Source organism: Bacillus sp. MM09(2025) (genome assembly GCF_050496725.1).
Taxonomy (GTDB): Bacteria; Bacillota; Bacilli; order Bacillales; family Bacillaceae; genus Bacillus; species Bacillus pumilus.
This window is the reverse complement of record NZ_JBNWEN010000001.1, coordinates 316,476-337,205: the sequence shown is the minus strand read 5'-3', so window position 1 is coordinate 337,205 and position 20,730 is coordinate 316,476. Positions and strand designations below refer to the sequence as shown.

General features: G+C 43.3%; 20 protein-coding genes. 1 reads left to right on the top strand and 19 read right to left on the bottom strand.

All coding sequences use genetic code 11. The features are described 5' to 3' along the window. Positions 1-3: 3 nt before the first annotated feature. The 7 genes from plsX to ACQYAC_RS01735 all read right to left on the bottom strand — a co-directional run bounded on the left by plsX (position 4) and on the right by ACQYAC_RS01735 (position 7,509). On the bottom strand, positions 4-1,002 hold the full coding sequence (gene plsX / locus ACQYAC_RS01765; RefSeq protein WP_058014010.1) for a phosphate acyltransferase PlsX: 999 nt from the start codon (positions 1,000-1,002) through the stop codon (positions 4-6). Positions 1,003-1,017: 15 nt separating this feature from the next. Then, complete coding sequence (fapR, locus tag ACQYAC_RS01760) at positions 1,018-1,584, bottom strand: transcription factor FapR (protein ID WP_003210820.1); 567 nt, start codon at positions 1,582-1,584, stop codon at positions 1,018-1,020. 112 nt (positions 1,585-1,696) lie between these two features. After that, complete coding sequence (gene recG / locus ACQYAC_RS01755) at positions 1,697-3,745, bottom strand: ATP-dependent DNA helicase RecG (RefSeq protein ID WP_429942611.1); 2,049 nt, start codon at positions 3,743-3,745, stop codon at positions 1,697-1,699. Further along, positions 3,723-4,625 (bottom strand): L-serine ammonia-lyase, iron-sulfur-dependent, subunit alpha, encoded by a 903-nt coding sequence (gene sdaAA, locus ACQYAC_RS01750; RefSeq protein WP_012009925.1) that lies wholly within the window; start codon positions 4,623-4,625, stop codon positions 3,723-3,725. The genes recG and sdaAA overlap by 23 nt, the downstream gene beginning before the upstream one ends. Positions 4,626-4,645: 20 nt before the next feature. Continuing rightward, positions 4,646-5,308 carry an L-serine ammonia-lyase, iron-sulfur-dependent subunit beta gene (gene sdaAB, locus ACQYAC_RS01745; protein WP_058014012.1) on the bottom strand — a complete coding sequence of 221 codons (663 nt, stop codon included), beginning with the start codon at positions 5,306-5,308 and terminating at the stop codon, positions 4,646-4,648. A 149-nt stretch (positions 5,309-5,457) separates the two neighbouring features. Continuing rightward, the gene (locus ACQYAC_RS01740) at positions 5,458-7,131 is read right to left on the bottom strand and encodes a DAK2 domain-containing protein (RefSeq protein ID WP_429942610.1); all 1,674 of its coding nucleotides are present in this window, start codon (positions 7,129-7,131) and stop codon (positions 5,458-5,460) included. A 15-nt stretch (positions 7,132-7,146) separates the two neighbouring features. After that, a complete protein-coding gene (locus ACQYAC_RS01735; RefSeq protein ID WP_003211680.1) occupies positions 7,147-7,509 on the bottom strand; it encodes an Asp23/Gls24 family envelope stress response protein in 363 nt (120 codons plus the stop codon). Positions 7,510-7,780: 271 nt separating this feature from the next. Between ACQYAC_RS01735 and rpmB the strand changes: the two genes are divergently transcribed. Next, a complete protein-coding gene (rpmB, locus tag ACQYAC_RS01730; RefSeq protein ID WP_003212514.1) occupies positions 7,781-7,969 on the top strand; it encodes a 50S ribosomal protein L28 in 189 nt (62 codons plus the stop codon). 69 nt (positions 7,970-8,038) lie between these two features. Here rpmB and spoVM read toward each other — a convergent pair whose 3' ends face one another. The 12 genes from spoVM to coaBC form a co-directional block, all read right to left on the bottom strand. Next, positions 8,039-8,119: a stage V sporulation protein SpoVM gene (gene spoVM, locus ACQYAC_RS01725; RefSeq protein ID WP_008354550.1), complete on the bottom strand. Its 81-nt coding sequence runs from the start codon at positions 8,117-8,119 to the stop codon at positions 8,039-8,041. A gap of 71 nt (positions 8,120-8,190) precedes the next feature. Further along, on the bottom strand, positions 8,191-8,835 hold the full coding sequence (locus ACQYAC_RS01720) for a thiamine diphosphokinase (RefSeq protein WP_429942609.1): 645 nt from the start codon (positions 8,833-8,835) through the stop codon (positions 8,191-8,193). Between the two features lie 60 nt (positions 8,836-8,895). Then, positions 8,896-9,546 carry a ribulose-phosphate 3-epimerase gene (rpe, locus tag ACQYAC_RS01715; protein WP_058014015.1) on the bottom strand — a complete coding sequence of 217 codons (651 nt, stop codon included), beginning with the start codon at positions 9,544-9,546 and terminating at the stop codon, positions 8,896-8,898. A gap of 3 nt (positions 9,547-9,549) precedes the next feature. Next, positions 9,550-10,446, bottom strand: coding sequence for a ribosome small subunit-dependent GTPase A (rsgA, locus tag ACQYAC_RS01710; RefSeq protein WP_429942608.1), 897 nt, complete (start codon positions 10,444-10,446; stop codon positions 9,550-9,552). Between the two features lie 12 nt (positions 10,447-10,458). Further along, positions 10,459-12,414, bottom strand: a complete 1,956-nt coding sequence (gene pknB / locus ACQYAC_RS01705; protein ID WP_169056498.1) for a Stk1 family PASTA domain-containing Ser/Thr kinase — start codon at positions 12,412-12,414, stop codon at positions 10,459-10,461. Then, a complete protein-coding gene (locus tag ACQYAC_RS01700; protein WP_058014018.1) occupies positions 12,408-13,178 on the bottom strand; it encodes a Stp1/IreP family PP2C-type Ser/Thr phosphatase in 771 nt (256 codons plus the stop codon). The genes pknB and ACQYAC_RS01700 overlap by 7 nt, the downstream gene beginning before the upstream one ends. Positions 13,179-13,181: 3 nt before the next feature. Next, positions 13,182-14,264, bottom strand: coding sequence for a 23S rRNA (adenine(2503)-C(2))-methyltransferase RlmN (gene rlmN, locus ACQYAC_RS01695; protein ID WP_058014019.1), 1,083 nt, complete (start codon positions 14,262-14,264; stop codon positions 13,182-13,184). A 3-nt stretch (positions 14,265-14,267) separates the two neighbouring features. Further along, positions 14,268-15,611 (bottom strand): 16S rRNA (cytosine(967)-C(5))-methyltransferase RsmB, encoded by a 1,344-nt coding sequence (rsmB, locus tag ACQYAC_RS01690; RefSeq protein ID WP_429942607.1) that lies wholly within the window; start codon positions 15,609-15,611, stop codon positions 14,268-14,270. Continuing rightward, positions 15,598-16,551: a methionyl-tRNA formyltransferase gene (gene fmt / locus ACQYAC_RS01685; RefSeq protein WP_429942606.1), complete on the bottom strand. Its 954-nt coding sequence runs from the start codon at positions 16,549-16,551 to the stop codon at positions 15,598-15,600. Before fmt ends, rsmB begins: the two co-directional genes overlap by 14 nt. A gap of 5 nt (positions 16,552-16,556) precedes the next feature. Beyond that, positions 16,557-17,039: a peptide deformylase gene (def, locus tag ACQYAC_RS01680; protein ID WP_058014022.1), complete on the bottom strand. Its 483-nt coding sequence runs from the start codon at positions 17,037-17,039 to the stop codon at positions 16,557-16,559. Between the two features lie 15 nt (positions 17,040-17,054). Then, positions 17,055-19,463, bottom strand: a complete 2,409-nt coding sequence (priA, locus tag ACQYAC_RS01675) for a primosomal protein N' (RefSeq protein WP_429942605.1) — start codon at positions 19,461-19,463, stop codon at positions 17,055-17,057. Next, positions 19,460-20,677 carry a bifunctional phosphopantothenoylcysteine decarboxylase/phosphopantothenate--cysteine ligase CoaBC gene (coaBC, locus tag ACQYAC_RS01670; protein ID WP_429942604.1) on the bottom strand — a complete coding sequence of 406 codons (1,218 nt, stop codon included), beginning with the start codon at positions 20,675-20,677 and terminating at the stop codon, positions 19,460-19,462. The genes priA and coaBC overlap by 4 nt, the downstream gene beginning before the upstream one ends. Positions 20,678-20,730: the final 53 nt, after the last annotated feature.

Genomic DNA, 20,730 nt, shown 5'->3' with positions numbered 1-20,730 from the left:
CCATTAAGACTCGTTCGTGGTTTCTTTTTGGACTTCTTGATGAATGATGGCTGAAACGTCTTTTTCTACGATATCACGTGCCTGACGAATGGCATGAAAAATGGCGTTTTCATCAGAGGAACCGTGCGCTTTAATAACAGGTGCCTTTAAACCAAATAAAGCGGCACCGCCATATTCGGAGTAATCCATCTTAGACTTCATCTGCATCAATTTCGGCTTCATCATGCCAGCCGCTATTTTTGCTGTGAAGCTGGATGTTAAGGTTTCTTTCAGCATTTTAAATACAGAAAGAGCTGTGCCTTCAATCGTTTTGAGAGCGATATTTCCTGTGAAGCCATCTGTGACAACGACATCAGCTACACCTTCTAATAAATCACGAGACTCCACATTTCCTACGAAATTCAAGTCTGATGCTTTTAATAATTCAAAAGTTTTTTTCGTGAGATCGTTTCCTTTTTTATCTTCTGTTCCTACATTTAACAATCCTACACGGGGATTACTCTTTGGAAAAACACGCTCTGCGTAGATTGAACCCATCATGGCATATTGCACAAGGTGTTCTGGTTTGGCATCAACGTTTGCGCCGACATCTAGTAATAAAAAACCGCTGCCATCAAGTGTTGGCAGTGTTGGAGCAAGTGCCGGTCTATCGATGCCATCAATTCTTCCTACGATAAACAGTCCTGCTGTCATGAGTGCGCCAGTGTTTCCTGCTGAAATACAAGCATCTGCTCGTCCTTCGGATACTTCTTGCGCCATTTTCACCATAGATGAATCCTTTTTACGCCTGACTGCACGCACTGGTTCATCTGTCGGTTCAATGACTTCTTTTGCATCTAAAATCGTAATGCGCTCGTTATTTGTTATGTATGGTTTGATTTTATTTTCATCGCCGACAAGTGTAATCTCGATATCTGAAAATGCCGTTAAGCTTTTTTGCACACCGTCAATTATGGCTTTAGGGGCATGGTCTCCCCCCATTGCATCGACTGCAATTCTCATGTTACGTGCCACCTTTTACTTTTGTTTTGAGCGATACATGACGAAGTCACCTGAGAAGACAACTTCCTCACCAACATAGCTGTTTACTTCAACTACAGTTCTGCCTTTTTCTTTATCATGCGAAGCTACTTTGGCTTTTGAGACGACTCGTTCGCCTTGTTTAACCTGCCTTGTAAATTTAATATTCGCTTTTGCTGTTAAAGCCAGTTCATCGTCAATGACCGCTACTGCAAGCGAATTTGCCTGGGCGAAAAGATGATGTCCCCTGGCAATTTGGTTTCGGCTAAATACATGCTCTTTTCTCACTTCTAAAATGGAAATGGCTTGGTCATCAAGCTCTACATCAATCATTTCTCCAATTACTTCATCCAGCGGAAGTGACTTCACTTCATCCTCTAATGTCTTTTCGGCCACATGCTTAATTCTTTCGCGTAATTCAGGAATCGACAGTTCCAAACGATCAAGACGAACCGTTTGAATACTTACACCGAATTTACTTGCCAATTCTTCATCAGTAATGAACGGAGTCGAGCTGATCGTTTGCTGGAGAAGCTTTTGACGTTCTTTTTTATTTAGTTTCATATGCAGACACCATCCGTACATTTATGACTAGGTACTAATAGTAGTATATAATCTCATAGATGATAAATCAATCCTTGTTTCAAAAAGACAAGAAAATTCCTCCAGCGCTTGATCAGCTTAATTTATCTCCGCCCAGCACCCCGCTGTCTACAAGTGTTTGCCGAAGTTCTTTGTATTCGGGATCTGTCCAAAATGCATCTGATTGCACAAGTTCTGCCGCATCTTTTCTAGCAGTTTCCAGTGCTCTGTAGTCATGAACCATATCTGCTACTTTAAATTCAGGCATTCCGCTTTGTTTTTTACCGAAGAAATCGCCAGGCCCTCTTAGCTCTAAGTCTTTTTCAGACAACTCAAAGCCGTCGGTTGTTTCGGACATAATCCTCATCCGCTCTTTCCCGGTTTCTGATTTTGGATCCGCCATTAAAATACAAAATGATTGATGCTCTCCGCGTCCAACCCGCCCTCTGAGCTGATGAAGCTGAGACAGTCCGAAGCGGTCTGCATCGTAAATGACCATGATGGTCGCATTCGGCACGTTGACGCCAACTTCAACGACTGTGGTTGAAACGAGAATTTGTACTTCATTTGCTGTAAAGTCTCTCATCACTTGATCTTTTTCATCACTCGCCAGTTTCCCGTGCATTAAGCCGATCGCCCACTTACCGCGGTATGCCTCTGTCAGCATGCTATGGACATCAATCGCATTTTGCACATCCAGCTTGTCTGATTCTTCTATGAGTGGACAAATAATATATGCCTGTCTTCCTTTTTTCAGCTCTTTATCCACAAATGCAAGAATTCTCTCAAGCATGTCATGCTTGACCCAATACGTTTCGATCTGTTTCCTGCCAGCTGGTAATTCATCAATGACGGAAACGTCCATTTCTCCAAAAACAGTGATCGCAAGTGTACGCGGAATAGGTGTGGCAGTCATGAACAAGACATCTGGGTCCTGCCCTTTACTTCTTAATTTTTTCCGTTGTTCTACGCCAAACCGGTGCTGCTCATCTGTAATCACAAGACCGAGCTGCTGAAATTCGACTTCGTCTTGGATGAGTGCATGCGTTCCAACTAATATATCGATCTCGCCCTCTTTTAGACGTTCCAGCAATTCTCTGCGGCGCTTTCCTTTTACAGAGCTTGTTAGTAGGGCGATATTTAGTCCCCATTTTTCAAACAGCTGATAAAGGGAATCTGCATGCTGCTCTGCCAAAATCTCTGTTGGGACCATTAATGCACCTTGATAGCTGGATAAATGAGCGGCATATAGGGCAATAGCTGCAACAGCAGTTTTCCCTGAACCTACATCTCCTTGAAGCAGACGGTTCATCCGGTACGGGGACGCCATATCAGACATAATTTCATCAAGCACTCTTGATTGTGCCTTTGTCAGCGGAAATGGCAGGCTGTGAACAAATTCAAAAACAGCGTCTTTGGAAAACGGATGCTGGATGCCCGATGTTTTTTCTCGTTCTTTCTTTCTAATGGCCTGCATCTTTAGCTGGAAAATAAGAAATTCTTCGTACACAAAGCGTCGTCTTGCTTGCTTGAGTGATTCTCTTGTTTCTGGCAGGTGAATGGTTTTTAATGCTTCCTGATAGGACATAAGTTTATAGGTAGAGACAAGCTGCTTAGGCAGTGGATCTTCAGCTTTATCTACATAAAGTGACAAGGCTTGTTTGACAAAACGCCTCATCATCTTCACGGTTACATTTTCTTTTACTGAATAAACAGGCTCTATGCTCCCATCTTGCTCGTGCGTCCCTTTTTTAAATTCCTGGACCATGATGGATTGACGGTTTTTATCCCATTTGCCAGTGACGGATACCGTATCACCTAACACAAGGCTTCGTTTTAAATAAGGGCGATTGAAGCAAATGGCTGTGATGAGAAAACGCCCGACAAGCAGCCTGAATGTCAGCCTGCTTCGTTTTTTTCCATAATAGGTGAGGACGGGCTCACTGTGCACTTTTCCTTCAACTGTGACACGTTCGTCATGCTTTACTTCTTCTAAATTACGAAGCTCATAGTCATCATATCGATAAGGAAAGTAGCCAAGTAAATCGGCTACTGTGTGGATTCCAAGTTCATTGAGTGTTTTTTCGGTTTCTTCTCCAATCCCCTTGAGGACTGAGACGTTATCTTGCAGTTTCTGTATCACGAGATGAGGTCACACCTCCGAAAATCTTCTTTTCAAGCTCTCTTGCTGTCGGTGTTGCAGCAAGTCCGCCTTGTGCTGTTTCGCGAAGTGCCGTTGGCATGGTTTGACCAATTTTATACATCGCATCAATGACTTCATCACATGGAATACGGCTTGTGATACCAGCAAGTGCCATATCTGCTGCGATCATCGCATTTGATGCACCCATGGCGTTTCGTTTTACGCACGGTACCTCGACAAGTCCAGCTACTGGGTCACAAACAAGTCCAAGCATATTTTTCAGTGTAATCGCCATTGCTTCAGCAGATTGCTGAGGAGTACCGCCTGCCATTTCGACAATGGCTGCTGCCGCCATCCCTGAGGCTGAACCTACCTCAGCCTGACAGCCGCCTGCTGCACCAGAGATGCTCGCATTATTGGCCACAACAAAACCAAATGCGCCAGAAGTGAATAGGAATCTGACCATTTGTTCCTTTGTTGGCTTTAATGTTTGTTTTACTGCAAATAACGTACCTGGCACAACACCTGCTGAGCCTGCTGTAGGCGTTGCACAGATCGTCCCCATTGCGGCATTGACTTCATTTGTTGCCACTGCCTTACTGACAGCATCTAATATCGTATGACCAGACAATGTTTTGCCTGATGCGATATACGCTTGAAGTTTGACCGCATCTCCGCCTGTTAAACCAGATAATGATTTCACACCTTTCAGTCCGTTTTCTACGGCCTGCTCCATCACTTCTAGGTTGCGGTACATTTGGGAGAAAATATCTTCACGTGACTTCCCTGTCACTTCCATTTCTTGCGTAATCATGATTTCTGAAATGGAGGTATTCCGTTCTTCCGTTAGCTGCACGAGTTCTTTGACGTTTTTAAACATCATCCATAACCTCCTTGTTGTTACTCTGCAATTTGTGTGACTTGAATAATGTTTGGCAGCGTTTCAAGCTCTGTTAGGACAGCTGGGTCAATATTTTGATCCACTTCGATGGTCATCAGAGCCTCTTGCCCGACATCTTTACGCGCCACTTCCATATGACCGATGTTGATGGCAAATTTCGCTAACACGTTGGCGACTGCCGCAATCGTACCGTAGCGATCGTTATGAACCACAAGAATGGCAGGATGATTTCCTGAAAGTCTGAGCTCAAAGCCATTCAGTTCAGTGATTTCAATTTTACCACCGCCGATGGAAATCCCGATTAATTCAAGGCTTCCGTTCGCATCTGATATCTCTACTTTTGCTGTATTCGGATGCGCTGGTACCGCATCTTCTTCTTTAAATTCAATGTCGATCCCTTTGCTTTTTGCAATATCGATCGCTGTTTTGATGCGTTCATCAAATGTATCAAAATCAAGAACGCCGCCGATAATGGCGACATCTGTACCATGTCCTTTATACGTATCTTTAAAAGAGCCATAAAATGAAACGACAATTCGTTTCGGTTCTCTTCCAAATAAGCTGCGAGCCACTCTTCCTATTCGAGCCGCACCCGCTGTGTGCGAACTTGATGGACCAATCATGACGGGTCCAATAATATCAAACACACTTCTAAATTTCATAGGTCTTCCCCTCTCATAACCACTCACATATTGGTTTGGTTCTTTCTTTAGACTAATGGATTCAATCATTTCCCGCAACTCATTTCACCGTTGAATCGTTAGTAAAAAATTGCAAAAGAAGAAGAAGGGCTTGATTTGCCCTTCTTTCGTTATTCCACAGCCAAAATATATGAATAAAGCGGCTGTTTTCCATCGTGGACTTCAACTTCTATATCTTCAAATGTTTCTTCAATAAAGGCTTCTAAGTCGTCCATCTCTTCAGACGATGCATCTTCCCCTTTAATGATCGTAACAATCTCATCATCTTCTGTCACCATTTTGGTTAAAAGTTCTTTTGCTGCATCTAATTGATTTTTCGCAGTTAAGGTGATTTTCCCGTTAAAGAGACCCATATAATCTCCTTTGGCAATGTCGATTCCATCGATTTGAGTATCTCTCACCGCAAAAGTAATTTGACCGCTTTTTACGTGGTCAATCGCTTCTAGCATCGCCGCTTCGTTATCTTCGTTTGAAGCTGCTTCATTGAGAGAAAGAAGTGCCGACATCCCTTGTGGAACGGTTTTCGTCGGAATAACAACAACCTCACGACTTGAGACAGTTGCCGCCTGTTTCGCTGCCATGACAATATTAGAATTATTAGGTAAGATAAAGACGGTTTCGGCATGTACACTTTCAATTGCTGTGACAATGTCTTCTGTGCTCGGGTTCATCGTCTGTCCGCCTTCAATGACGACGGAAGCTCCGATACTTTTAAACAAGTCAGCAATTCCTTCTCCCATTGCGACACTGACGACTCCAAAGCGCTGTTTTTCAGCAGCAGGTGCCTTTGATGCAGCGGTCGCATGTTCTTTTTCTTCGTTCACAATTGAGCTATGCTGCTCTCTCATGTTTTCAATTTTCATGTTGATCAGGCTGCCGTAGCGCTGTGCATAGGATAAGACATCTCCAGGCTGCTCTGCATGTATATGAACTTTCGCCAGCGTTTCATCAGATACCACAAGAAGTGAATCTCCGAATTCGCTTAAGTCTTCTCTGAAAGCATTCTCATCGAAGGACTGCTTGTCTTCTTCAAATTTCACCATAAATTCAGTACAATAACCAAATTCGATATCTTCAGTGTTCATATGGCTTTGTGCACTTTTATGATGCTCTGCACTGACAAGTTCTTTTAACGTTGGCAAAGAGGCCGCTTTCGAAGGAAGCTCCTCTCCTCTTAATGAAGCAAGGAAACCTTCATATACGCAGAGAAGTCCTTTACCTCCACTATCGACAACGCCTACTTCTTTTAAAACAGGAAGTAGATCTGGCGTTCGCTCAAGCGATGCTCTCGCTTCCTCAATTGTTAACTCAAGAACGCGGTCAATATTATTTTCGGTTGCTGAAACAGCAACCGCTTTCTTTGCTGCATCCTTTGCAACCGTTAAGATGGTCCCTTCAATCGGCTTCATCACGGCTTTATATGCTGTATCGACACCTGCCTGTAAGGCAAGAGCAAATTCTTTTGCATCAATCGTTTCTTTTTGTTCGATCTGTTTACTGAAACCTCTAAATAGCTGTGATAGAATGACGCCTGAGTTCCCTCTTGCGCCCATCAATAGCCCTTTTGACAATGCCACGCCGACCTTCCCAATATGATCGGTATTTGTTTCTTCAACTGCTTTTGCCCCTGAAGTCATTGACAAATTCATATTTGTCCCCGTGTCTCCGTCTGGCACTGGAAAAACATTTAACGCATCCACAATTTGTGCGTTTTGAGAAAGATGGTGAGCACCTGCAAGAATCATTTTTGCAAATGAGCGGCCATCAAGAATTCTAATAGACAATATATTTCCTCCTTACTACGGGTTCGTAACTCTTACTCCTTGTACATAAATGTTGACCGAATCAACAGAAAGCCCAACTGTGTGAGAAATCGTATATTTGACTTTCGTTTGAACATTATGTGCGACTTCTGATATTTTTGTACCGTAGCTGACGATGATGTACATATCAATATGAATGCGGTCTTCTTTTTGACGCACAAGAACACCCCGGCTGAAGTTCTCTTTGCGGAGAATATCCGTCAAGCCGTCCTTGATTTGATTTTTGGACGCCATCCCAACAATACCATAGCAATCGATCGCAGCGCCTCCTGCCACCATTGCAATGACTTCATTTGATATATCAATTTGTCCGTATTTTGTTCTAAGTTCAATGGACACATTGGTTCCCCCTTTTTGAGAAATTGCCCTGAGTTATCACTATTTTACTATAAGACCCTTCTTTTTAAAAGAAATCATTCAATCCGACCCAATCCTACTTATACTATAGCCTTGATTTTTTATCAAGATGTCAAGGTATTTTTCTTGAAAGAGGAGTAAACAATCCTTGCAAACCCCTTGAAGCTGTGGTAAATTATTAAAGTATCTTGAGGCATCTCTAAGTACGTATATGAAGAATATGATGATGTTTTCGCAGTTAGGAGGGAAACAAATGGCACGTAAATGCGTTATCACAGGCAGAAAAACAAAAGCTGGGAACAACCGTTCTCACGCAATGAACTCTACAAAACGTACATGGGGCGCGAACCTTCAAAAAGTTCGTATTCTAGTGGACGGTAAGCCTAAAAGAGTATATGTATCAGCTCGAGCTTTGAAATCTGGTAAAGTTGAGCGTGTATAAGCAAGAGTAAACGCCTGCTACAATAAATTGTAGCAGGCGTTTTTATGTGGAAATAAAGGAGATTACTCATTAATCTTTCTTAAATGAACCAAGCATCGCACGGACAATGCCGCCAAGAAATCTAGGCAGTTTGATTGTATAAAATTTCATTTTGTCCCCCTCCTAAAAGTACCGCTTGCAGCACAATTGAGCTTAATCAGCCATCCACATTGATAGGTTGGTCAATCTTTGCTTCTTACCATTATTAATATGCCTTCACGAAAAGAAAAAGTACCATTTAAGTGGATGAGTTCGTTACTAATACATAGTGTGGAACCAGGCTCAATATGACAATTTTTCAGAGGATATTTGAAACCTTTTAATGTCAGCTTTTCAACCGGTATTCCAAAGGGCAGAAACGACACATATTGTTTATCCTGATCTTCTTTTATTTCGTATGTACCAGGTTCAAACATTTGAATGATATTTTGTTTGTCTACAAGGGTGATATTCTGCTTGTGCTGAATCCCTTTGTGAAGAAGATGGATATTTCCTAGAAAATGATCCGCCCTTCCTCCTGTAATACCGTAGATGTAAATATGTGCTGGGTGCTGACTGAATGCCCAGTTCAGTGCAAGCTCTAAATCGGTTTCATCCTTTTCAGCTTGAAAGACATTCAGGGCAGGCAATTTTTCTTTCAGCTCCCGAAGCTCTTCTTCTGTCACACTGTCAAAATCACCAAAGGCTTTGGCAGGGGTAATGCCGTGCTCTAGTAAGAAGAGGGTTCCACGGTCTACGCCAATCCAGAGAACATCCTCTTGTGATGCTTCACGTTCAAGTGGCGGGATGTATTCAAAAGGACCGCCGGCTACGATATGTATGTGCATGATATACGCTCCTCTCCATGTAAAAAGAACCAAAGATCACAATGACTTTGGTTCCTTCCTTTACGCTTCTCGAATTGCCTGAATCGCTGCTGCGCGGTTGTCTTTACCGTATACCGCAGAGCCCGCTACAAGTAAATTAGCGCCTGCCTCTTTGCAGCTTTTTGCAGTCTCTACATTGACACCGCCGTCTATTTCTATCAGTAAATCGGTTAAGCCCTTTTGTTCACTCAGTGCTTTTACTTCTTTTACTTTAGTGAGGACAGATGGAATAAATGCCTGTCCCCCGAAACCAGGGTTCACTGTCATGAATAACACAAGGTCCACATCTTCTAATACATGCTCAATGTGAGAAACGGGTGTGTGCGGATTCAAGACGACCCCTGCTTTTACACCTTGTTCTTTCATATGTTGTATTGTTCGATGTAAGTGCGGACAAGCTTCCACATGAACAGAAATAATATCAGCGCCAGCTTTTGCGAATGCAGGAATATACCGATCTGGCTGCTCAATCATTAGGTGAACATCAAGCGGAAGACGCGTATGCGGTCTGATCGCTTCGACGACATTTGGCCCAAATGTCATATTCGGAACAAAATGACCATCCATGACATCAATATGAATGTAATCTGCACCGCCTTGTTCCACATCACGGATATCTTTCTCCAAATTGGCAAAATCTGCTGATAAAATGGAAGGTGCAATATAAACCATGATTTAGTACCTCGGCTTTCTGTCTTTGATTTCTGTTAAAAACTCTAAATAATGCTGATAGCGATACTCTTTGATTTGATCATGCTCGACCGCATCTTTTATCGCACACCCAGGCTCTTTCACGTGCAGGCAGCCCCGAAATTTACAATCTGCACTTCGGTCTCTAATATCTAAAAAGTATAGACCAAGATCTTCTGCTTCGATGCCAGTAAATTCGAGCGAGCTAAAGCCCGGAGTATCTGCAATGAGCCCGTCTGCTGTTCGAATGAGTTCGACATGTCTTGTCGTATGCTTTCCTCGTCCGAGATGGGATGAGATATCATCTGTTTTCAGCGCCAATTCAGGACTCATCGCATTTAAAAGGGACGATTTGCCTACACCAGACTGACCGGCAAATACCGTGATTTTATGGTGAAAGTGCGGAGTCAGCTTCTCAATGCCGTCTCCTTCAATCGTAGAGGTTAAATGAACCTCATAGCCAATTTGCCGATAGTCGTCTGCATATGCCATGATCGTTTCACGCTCTTCGTCTGTTTTCAATAAGTCCATTTTAGTGATACAGATAATCGGCTCAATATGATTGGCTTCTACAAGCACTAAAAATCTGTCTAAAAGTGAGGTGCTAAAGGTTGGTTCTGTCGCTGAGAAAACAAGTACCGCTTGATCAACGTTACTGATAGGCGGACGAACAAGTTCGTTTGTCCGTTCTTTTACTTCTAATAAGTAGCCTTCTTTATCGTTGTCTGCTTGATACACGACGTAATCGCCAACAAGAGGTGTAATTTTGTTTTTTCGAAAAATGCCTCTCGCTCTGCACTGAACCACTTTTCCACTCTCTTGTGACTCATCCAGTACATAGTAGAATCCGCTTAATGCTTTAATAATTTTGCCCTCAGGCATAAAGTCCCTCCTTTATTCATCATCAGGGTATTCGATCGTTTTCGAGCTGACGACTTTATCATCAACCGTCACTTGATAATATCCTTTTTGACCTGGTTCAATCTTAAATTTAATGGTCCGTTCAGTCGGCGCAGTGATTTTAAAGCTTTCGTATGAATCAGAGATGCTATGCTCCGCATCATCGATGGAAATTTGGACATTCATCTCCTGTCCTTCCGCTTCTGGTTCATAAGGGATCGCAATCTTTTCGGTCACCGTTTTGGCTGGTTTTTCCTTCGGTCCAAGAGAGAATGTAATCTTGACCGTGTCACCTGGTTTAACAGCCGTTCCTGCTCCTGGTTCCTGCTTCATGACCTCGCCTTTTGGCACATCATCAGAATACGCTTCTTTTTCATCAAGCTTCAAGCCGTTATCCTCTAAATAATTCGATGCCGCTTGCTTACTATACGTCGTTAAATCACGTAATGTAATATCGGCAGGACCTATACTGACAGTCAACGTGACTTCTTCATCTGCTGCTACAAGTTCAGTATTCGCGGAAGGACTCTGTTCCATGACAATCCCAGATTCGGTGTCATTGTCATTCACTTCCTCCACAACGACCTGTTTAAACCCTTTTTTCTCTAAGATTTCTTTTGCTTTATCGACCTTTTCGCCTGTCACATCAGGTAATTCGGTCTTTTCCTTGCCAGTACTTTCGTAAAGCTGAATCTCTGTTCCTTCTTTGACCTTTGTGCCGATTTTCGGATCTGTTTTGACGACGAGACCTTTTTCAATTTTCTCATCAGCGATCTCTATTGACTCCGAAGCGACGGTGAACCCAGCTTTCTTTAAGGTATCTTCTGCTTTTTCAACCGTCATGCCAGATACATCTGTGACTTCCACATCTTTTGGAAAAAGCAGCCCTGGAAACACAGTGATGGCTAAAATTGTCGCAGCAGTCAATATAAATAAGATGGATGCCACAATCCATGGCCATTTTTTCCGTTTCTTTTTCGGCTTTTGTTTCTCTTTTTTCTTCGGTTTTTGAGCCGGATGGACGGCTGTTTTTTCATTGTCTTGATCGATTTGATGATCTTGAATAATTGGGATCGCTTTCGTTGCTTCATGGTCTTCTTCAATGACAAAGCGTTTTTCTTTTAATCTGGCTGGATCGAAAGCGGTTTTTAAGTCTTTTTGCATTTCAGATGCATCTTCATATCGATAAAATGGATCTTTGGCCATCGCCTTTAAAATGATGTTTTCCACGCTTTGTGGAACAGAAGGATTCCACCTTCTCACAGATGGCGGCTCTGATTGCAAATGCTTCAGTGCAACACTGACAGCCGATTCCCCTTCAAATGGCATGCGTCCTGAGATGAGTTCATAGAGCACAATCCCAAGCGAATAGATGTCTGACTTTTTCGTTGCAAGACCCCCGCGTGCTTGTTCTGGAGACAAGTAGTGCACGGAGCCTAGGACAGAATTTGTATGGGTAATGGTCGCTGAGCTGAGTGCCATGGCAATCCCAAAATCCGTGACTTTGATGTTCCCCATATTGTCTATTAATATATTGTGAGGCTTAATGTCACGGTGGACGAGCTGTTTCGCATGGGCTTCTTCCATCGCCGCAACGACTTGTTCCATGATGCGAACGGCTTCTTTCGGATGAAGCGGACCATTGGCGTGTATGTATTCCTTCAGCGTCATTCCCTCGACATATTCCATGACAATATAATAAATGTCATCTTCTTCCCCGACATCGTAGATGCTGACAATATTCGAATGATCTAAGCTTGCAGCTGACTGCGCTTCCCTTCGGAAACGTCTAATAAAATCATCATCGCTCGCAAAGTCAAACCGCAAAATTTTAATCGCTACTTCGCGATCTAAAATCATATCTTCCGCCAAATAGACGTTTGCCATTCCGCCTCCGCCTATGACGCGAAGAATCTGATAACGGCCGCTGATCCTTTTTCCGATCAACACTTGCTGTCACCCTCCTCTGGCTGGGAGGAGATTTCTAACAGTACTGCTGTAATGTTATCTTCACCGCCGTTGTCATTCGCTGTTTGTATTAACTCTGTTACTTTTTCCTCTGGTGCGGTTGTTTGCGTTAAAATATGAATCAAATGCTCTTCTTCTATTTTATTCGATAGACCATCTGAGCAAAGCAGGATTTGATCTCCTGGGTCCACTTCAAAGGTGCGTGCATCAATTTGAACACGCTTATCTGTTCCTAATGCTTTCGTGAGCACATTTTTTCTTGGATGATATTCTGCATCCGCTTTTGAAATTTCACCTGTTTTCACAAGCTCATTCACGAGTGAATGATCATCTGTTAATTGGGTCAGCGCTCCTTCTCTTAGCAGGTAGCAGCGGCTGTCTCCAATATGCGCAATTGTGACCGTTTGCAAATGAACGAGCGCACATACAATGGTCGTCCCCATTCCTTGGCACTCCTCATTGTTTTGCGCATGTTCATAAACTTGGTCATTAATGTCACTGATTTTTGAGATTAACCAGCTTTCTTGATCGGCTGGCTTTTCTGGAATTGAAGATATTTCTTCCCAGTATTCTTTTAAAGAAGAGACTGCCATCTTGCTGGCGACATCACCAGCAAGATGACCTCCCATGCCGTCTGCTACAACAGCGAGAAGTGAATCTTCTTTTGCTTCAAAAATACCTGCATCATCTTCATTATGCTGACGGACTTTTCCTGTATCGGTAAGAAAGGCTGCCCTTATCAACATTCGTCACCTCGTCTCTTCCTGACGCTCCTTCGCTCTTAGCTGACCGCAAGCAGCATCAATGTCATGGCCTTGCTCTCGTCTAATCGTTACGTTTACGCCGCGTTCTTTCAGCGTTTTTTCAAATAGGAAGATTTGTTCTCTAGGTGTTCTCACATAATCTCTCTCTGGTACATAGTTCACCGGAATAAGGTTCACGTGGCACTTGATTCCTTTTAATAGGTCTGCCAGTTCTTCTGCATGGTGAACTTGATCATTTACTCCGCCAAACAGGCCGTATTCAAAGCTGACACGTCTACCCGTCTTTTGAATGTAGTATTCGATGGCTTCCATTAATTTTGGCAGCTTATATGCCTTATTGATCGGCATTAGGCGGCTTCTGATCTCTGTGTTCGGTGCGTGCAATGACACAGCAAAGTTGATTTGCATTTGCTCATCAGCGAATTGATAGATCTTTGGAATGATTCCGCTTGTCGAAACCGTAATATGGCGTGCACCAATATTTAAGCCATTATCATGGTTGATGATTTTAAGGAAGGCAAGCATTTCTTCAAAGTTATCAAACGGTTCGCCAATTCCCATGATGACAACAGAGCTGACTCTCTCGTCTGTTTCGTCAAGTGCCTGCTGCACTTTTAATACTTGTGCAACGATTTCTCCGGCTTCAAGGTTTCGTTTTAAACCACCAAGTGTAGATGCACAGAATGTACAGCCAATTCGACAGCCAACCTGTGTTGTCACACAGACAGAGTTTCCATATTCGTGACGCATAAGCACTGTTTCAATTGTATAACCATCATGCAGTTCAAATAAAAACTTGATCGTTCCGTCCTGAGACGTTTGTTTGATCACGGTTTTTAAAGTTGTGATTGTAAATTGATCTTTTAACTTTTCTCTTAATTCTTTGGAGAGGTTAGACATTTCATCAAATGATGTCACACGTTTCTCATAAAGCCACTCAAAAATTTGAGCTGCGCGGAAAGGTTTTTCGTCTTGTTCTTTTAACCATTCTTTCATTTCGTGAAGCTCAAATGAATAGATCGACGGCATATCTGTTTTCAGTTCTTTTCTTACTTTTTGTTCTGTCATTTTTTATCCCTTCTTTCTCATGCTGCAAATAAAGAAACCATCTGTTCCGAAATAATGAGGAAGAATTTGCACACTTCCGTTTTGAACAAACGGAGCAACCTGCTCAGGCAGCCGTTCATTAAGAGATAGATCGGGTTCGAAGTCTTGGTGTTCTTGTAAAAACGCATGAATCACTTGTTGATTTTCTGTTGGGTCCATTGTACATGTACTATATACAAGGGTTCCGCCAGGCTTTAAAAGCGGAGCTGTTTCTTTTAAGATTGCCTGCTGAATTGCAGCAAGCCTTGCTGAGTCTTCTGGAGACTTTGTATATTTCATATCTGGTTTCCGTCTAATGACGCCAAAACCAGAACACGGCGCATCAATCAGAATCCGGTCAAATGAAGCTTCGCTGTAATCACCCTTTGCTTTCCTTGCATCAAGCGCTTTTGCTTCAATCTGAGTAAGGTTCAGACGTTTTGCTGCTTGTTTGATGAGTTTCACTTTATGTTCGTGCAAATCAAGTGAAACAATTTGTCCTTCGTCGTTCATACGCTCTGCGATATGTGTTGATTTTCCGCCTGGAGCCGCACAGGCGTCAAGCACAATTTCTCCCGGCTGAGGGTCTAGTGCTCTTGCGACAAGCATTGAGCTTTCATCTTGAATGGTCACATAGCCTTCTTGGAAAGAAGAGGTTGAAACGATGGACCCTTTCATCAGCTTAAGTGCATCTTCAGATAAGTCACCAAGCTCCGTTTCAATCCCGGCCTCCAGCAGCTCTTGCTGCAGTGCAGCGCGGTCCGTTTTCATTCGATTGACACGAAGGGTTTGCTTTGGCGGTACTAAATGAATACGGCACATGCTTTCTGCTGCTTCAAATCCGTATGACTGAACCCATTCCTGCACGAGCCATAATGGGTGGCTTGTCTCAATCGAAAGCCGCTTGACCGGATCTTTGATGGCATCAAAAGCCGGAACGCCTTCTCTTTGCACGGAACGAAGAACGCCGTTCACAAGTGAAGAAATGCCCTTGTGCCCTCTCTTTTTCGTTAGCTCAACTGCTTCATGGATAGCAGCACGATCTGGGATCTTTTCAAGGTAGACCATTTGATAAAGAGACATCCGCAAAAGCTGCATGACCCAAGGAGCCACCTTTTGCGGTTTTTTCACAAATGGTGCCAGCATATAATCTAATGCCAGCTTGTTTTGCAGTGTACCGTACACAAGCTCTGTTAAGAGCGGTTTGTCCTGATCTGCCAAGTCTTTGTCTTTCATGACTGACTGCAAAAGCAAATTACTGTATGCTTGGTTTTGTTCGAGTTTGATTAAAGCGTCCAGCGCTACTTCTCTCACATTACTTTTCTTCATTCATTAACCCTAATTTCTGTCCAATTTCGATATTTGCGCCTCTTAGGAAGTCTTCGCCGCTCATCTTTTTCTTACCAGCTGGCTGTACACCTGTTAATAAAAGGCCTTGTTTATTCCCAGTTCCAATGACTGGACCTTCTTTTTGAAGCTCAATTACTTTCCCAGGTTCTTCTTGCGCTTCGAGTGGCACTTTTTTCGCTTCCCATACTTTTAGATGAGCCCCGTTCCATTCAGTATAGGCAACTGGCCACGGATTTAAGCCGCGAACTTGGTTGTAAAGCTCTTCTCCGGTCTTTGTCCAGTCTAATCTTTCCTGCTCTCGCTTTATATTAGGTGCATACGTTGCCGCTTCTTCATTTTGCGGAATTGGTGAAATCGATCCGCTCAGAACATTCGGCACAGTATCTTTCAATAATGCAGCGCCTGCTACACTTAATTTGTCATGCAATGTACCGACATTGTCTAATTCGCCGATTTCCACTTCTACTTTACTGATCATGTCTCCTGCATCAAGTCGTTCCACCATGTACATGATCGTAACGCCTGTTTTCTTTTTACCTTGAAGGATCGCATAATGGATCGGCGCGCCCCCTCTTAGTTCTGGCAGCAGCGAGGCATGCACATTGATACAGCCAAACTGAGGTTCATCCAGTAGTCGTTTTGGGAGGATTTGTCCAAAAGCCGCTGTCACAATTAAATCTGGTTTTAAGGCAAGCACTTTATCAATTTCTTCATCAAGGCGTACCTTTTCAGGCTGCAAGACCGGAATGCCATGCTTTAAGGCTTCCACTTTCACAGGAGGCGGAGTGAGTACTCGTTTTCTGCCTTTCGGGCGATCTGGCTGCGTGACGACCCCGACAACTTCGTATCCTTCTGTTATGAGTGTTTGCAGCACAGGTACTGAGAAATCAGGGGTTCCCATAAATACAATACGTGCCATTTTCTTCACCCTTCCATTTCCGCAAGTTCTTTTTCTGTATAAGTTTGAATGATTTTCGACGTAAATAATATGCCGTCTAAATGATCAATTTCGTGCAATAAGGCTCTTGCTAAAAATCCTTCTGCTTCTATTGTAAATGGTTTGCCTTTCTTATCAAAGGCTTTTACCTTCACATAGCTCGGTCTTTCTACTGTGCCGTATAAAGATGGAAAGCTCAGGCAGCCTTCAATATCAGTTTGACTTCCTTTTACTTCAAGAACCTCGGGATTCACTAAATCAATTCTGCCAGGTTCTTCTCCGATATCGACAACAGCAATTCTTTGAGAAATGCCAATTTGTGGTGCTGCTAGTCCGACTCCATCTAGCTCAAGCATTGTATCATACATATCATCAAGCAGTTTTTTAAGCTTTTTATCGAACGTATCGACAGGCTCTGCCTTTTGTTCAAGTACGTCTGCCGGATGTATGACTATTGGTTTTACTGCCACTTAAAGCCCTCCGTTTTACATCATCATATATGGATTCATATCTATTGAAATCATCAATTGTTTTTGTTCCATTTCCTTTTGATAATGGTCTTGTATTTTCCGTAGTAAACTTGCCAGTTCATTTTCCCTTTTGTATTTTATCACGCATTGATATCGATATCTATCTTTGATCTTAGCGATTGGTGATGCAGCCGGACCAAGGATCCTTGTATTCGGTGCACAGTTCATTTTTAGGAACTGAACAATTTGATCCGTAACATGCGCTGCCTTCGTCACTTCCTCATGTGATACTGTCACCATCGCCAAAAAGTAATACGGCGGATAGGACTGGTGGCGGCGATGCAGCATCTCCTGTTCATAAAAGGCTTCATAGTCATGCTGCTTCGTTAATTCAATACTATAATGAGAAGGCGTATACGATTGAATGATCACAGAGCCTACTTTTTCATGTCGTCCTGCCCTGCCGCTGACCTGCGTGAGAAGCTGAAATGTTTTTTCACTTGAACGGAAATCAGGGATATGAAGAGACGTATCGGCACTTAGAACACCAACAAGTGTGACATCGGGGAAATCCAGCCCTTTTGCAATCATCTGCGTCCCGAGCAAAATATCTGCTTCTTTATTGCCAAAAGATGTGAGGAGCTTTTCGTGAGCACCTTTACGAGACGTTGTATCCACATCCATTCGGATGACTCTTGCCTCTGGCAGTACTTTAGTCAGCTCTTCTTCTACACGCTGCGTACCCGTACCAAAATAGCGAATATGCTCACTATGGCATTCTGGACATTCAGCTGGCACCGGTGCCTCGTGCCCGCAATAATGGCATTTCAGCCGTTTTTGATAGCGGTGATAGGTGAGAGAAATTTCGCAATGAGGACATTGCTCGACATATCCGCAATCACGGCACATCACAAAGGATGAATAGCCCCTTTTATTCAGAAATAAGACGGCTTGTTCTTTTCTTTCAAGCACTTCCTTTAATCTGATCATTAATTCTTCTGAAAACATGGACCTGTTGCCATTTCTCAATTCTTCTCTCATATCAATTAACGAAACGTGCGGCAGCTGCTGCTGGTTGACTCGGTTTTTGAGCGTCAGCAATGTAAACACGCCTTTTTTGGCACGCGCGTAGGTTTCAAGTGAAGGGGTAGCACTGCCTAAAACGACTGGGCATCGATGCCTTCTGGCTCGTTCAATAGCGACGTCCTTGGCATGATAACGAGGCATTTCCTCTTGTTTATAAGAAGATTCATGCTCTTCATCTATGATAATCATGCCTAGATTTTCAAATGGTGCGAAAACAGCCGATCTCGCACCCACGACAAGCTTGACTTCCTTGCGGTGGATTTTCCGCCATTCATCATATTTTTCCCCTGTCGATAAGCCGCTGTGAAGTACAGCCACATTTGAACCGAACCGTTCTTTAAACCGCTGAACCATTTGAGGGGTTAACGAGATTTCTGGAACGAGGACGATCGCTTCTTTTCCTTTTTGCAGGGCATGATCAATCGTCTGCAAGTATATTTCCGTTTTACCGCTTCCTGTTACCCCGTGCAGCAGAAAAGTTTCATGCCGGTCATCACTGACTGCTTGATGAATATGTTTTGCCGCTTCTGCTTGTTCTGGCATGAGGTCAAGTGAGGCAGAAGGTGTAAACGCCCGGTCACGATAAGGATCCCGGTAGACCTCTTCATAGCTTTCTGTTAGCAGCCCTTCTTGAATAAATGTTTTAAGCGTTTGAGAACTCGCGCCTGTTTGCTGCTGCAAGTCTTTCGCTAAAAAAGTTGTCTCACTCGCTTGAAGCAAAAAGGAGAGCAGTGCCTTTTGTTTCACCGCATTTTTCTTCAGCTGCTGCTGTTTTTCTTCAAGCTTATCTTTGGATACAGCTAGTTGGAGCGTGCGCACTTTTTTCTTTCCAGATTTTTGCGAGACGTGATACCTTACCTCTAAATGACCTTTTTGGACATGCTTTTGAATCTGTTTTAGTTGTTCGGCTGGGATGTCAGCATAAAGAATGCTATCTCGCTGACCGAAAAGCTCTTTCAATGACTGCGGAAGTTCTTCATCTGACAGCACTTGAATTTCTTTTTCATATTTCGCCTTCATGGCTGCAGGGAGCATCGATTGAAGTGCCGTAATGTGATAGGACAACGTTTTTTCCGTCAGCCAGTGGGAAAGCTCCAATAGCTCATCTGTCAGAACAGGTGATAAGTCAAATAAATCGACAATGTCCTTTATGCTTCCTGTTTTTACGTCTGTTTCTTCTTTGACTTTTGTCACAAACCCTTGAATCTTCCTCGGGCCAAAGGGAACGACCACCCTCATTCCCGCTTTGACGAGATCTTTGAAGCGATCTGGTACACGGTAATCGAATGGCCGGTCAATGGCTTTCGTTGTGACATCTACGATGATTTCAGCAATCATTCTCGATCACGCTCTTTTGGCAACAGCTGTTTTGCCTCCTTTAAGATTTCAAAAGCGAGGTCTTTTTTGCTCATCATCGGCAATTCTGTTGTTGTACCATCTGCTTTGATGATGGCTGCTACATTTGTGTCTGTGCCAAAGCCTGCACCTTCTTTTGTGACATTGTTTGCCACAATCATATCTAAATGCTTGGATTCGATTTTCTTTTTCGCATAATATTCTACATCCTGCGTTTCAGCTGCAAAACCGATAAGCACTTGATGCTCTTTTCTTTTCCCCAGCTCTTTTAAAATATCTTTTGTCCGGGTGAATTCAATCTCTAAGGCGCCTTCCTGTTTTTTCATTTTATGAGAATATGAGGTCACAGGGGTATAGTCGGCGACTGCTGCTGATTTAATGACAAGGTCCGCTTCCTCGTACACAGCTAATGCGGCTTGATACATGTCCTCTGCCGATTCAACGTGCACCACATGTACATGATCAGGTGCATTTAAAGAAACAGGTCCTGAAATAAGCGTGACATCTGCCCCCATCTGCTGCGCAGCCTCTGCAATCGCATAGCCCATTTTTCCTGACGATCGATTTGTAAAGAAACGCACAGGATCGATGACTTCTCGTGTAGGACCTGCTGTCACCACAACTTTTTTGCCTGAAAGCGGTAAGCTTTTTGGCTCTTCAAAAAATGCACGGATGTGCTCAACAATTTTTTCAGGCTCCTCTAATCGTCCTTTTCCAATGTAGCCACAGGCTAAATAACCTTCACTCGGCTCAATAAACCGGTAGCCGTCCTCATATAATGTGCGGATGTTCCGCTTTACAGCCGGGTGATCATACATATGCACATTCATAGCTGGTGCGATCCATACAGGAGCCGTTGAAGCAAGTAAGGTCGTCGTGAGCATATCATCTGCAAGCCCAGCGGCCATTTTACCAATCGTATGTGCTGTTGCAGGGGCAACTAGAATGAGATCGGCCCAGTCAGCTACATCAATATGCGCTATGACTTTTGGATTGTTTTCTTTAAATGTATCCACATACACCTCATGTCGAGACAGAGCTTGGAAGGTAAGCGGAGACACAAACTCACGAGCAGATTCTGTCATAATGACTCTTACATTTGCGCCTGCCTGTACGAGTTTACTAGTAAGTGCAGCTGCTTTATATACGGCGATTCCTCCGCTGACGCCGAGCAAAATATTTTTTGACTGTAACATTAGTTTGTCCCCCTTAACGGCCTTTTCACAAATTCGTCTACAATTCAAAAAAG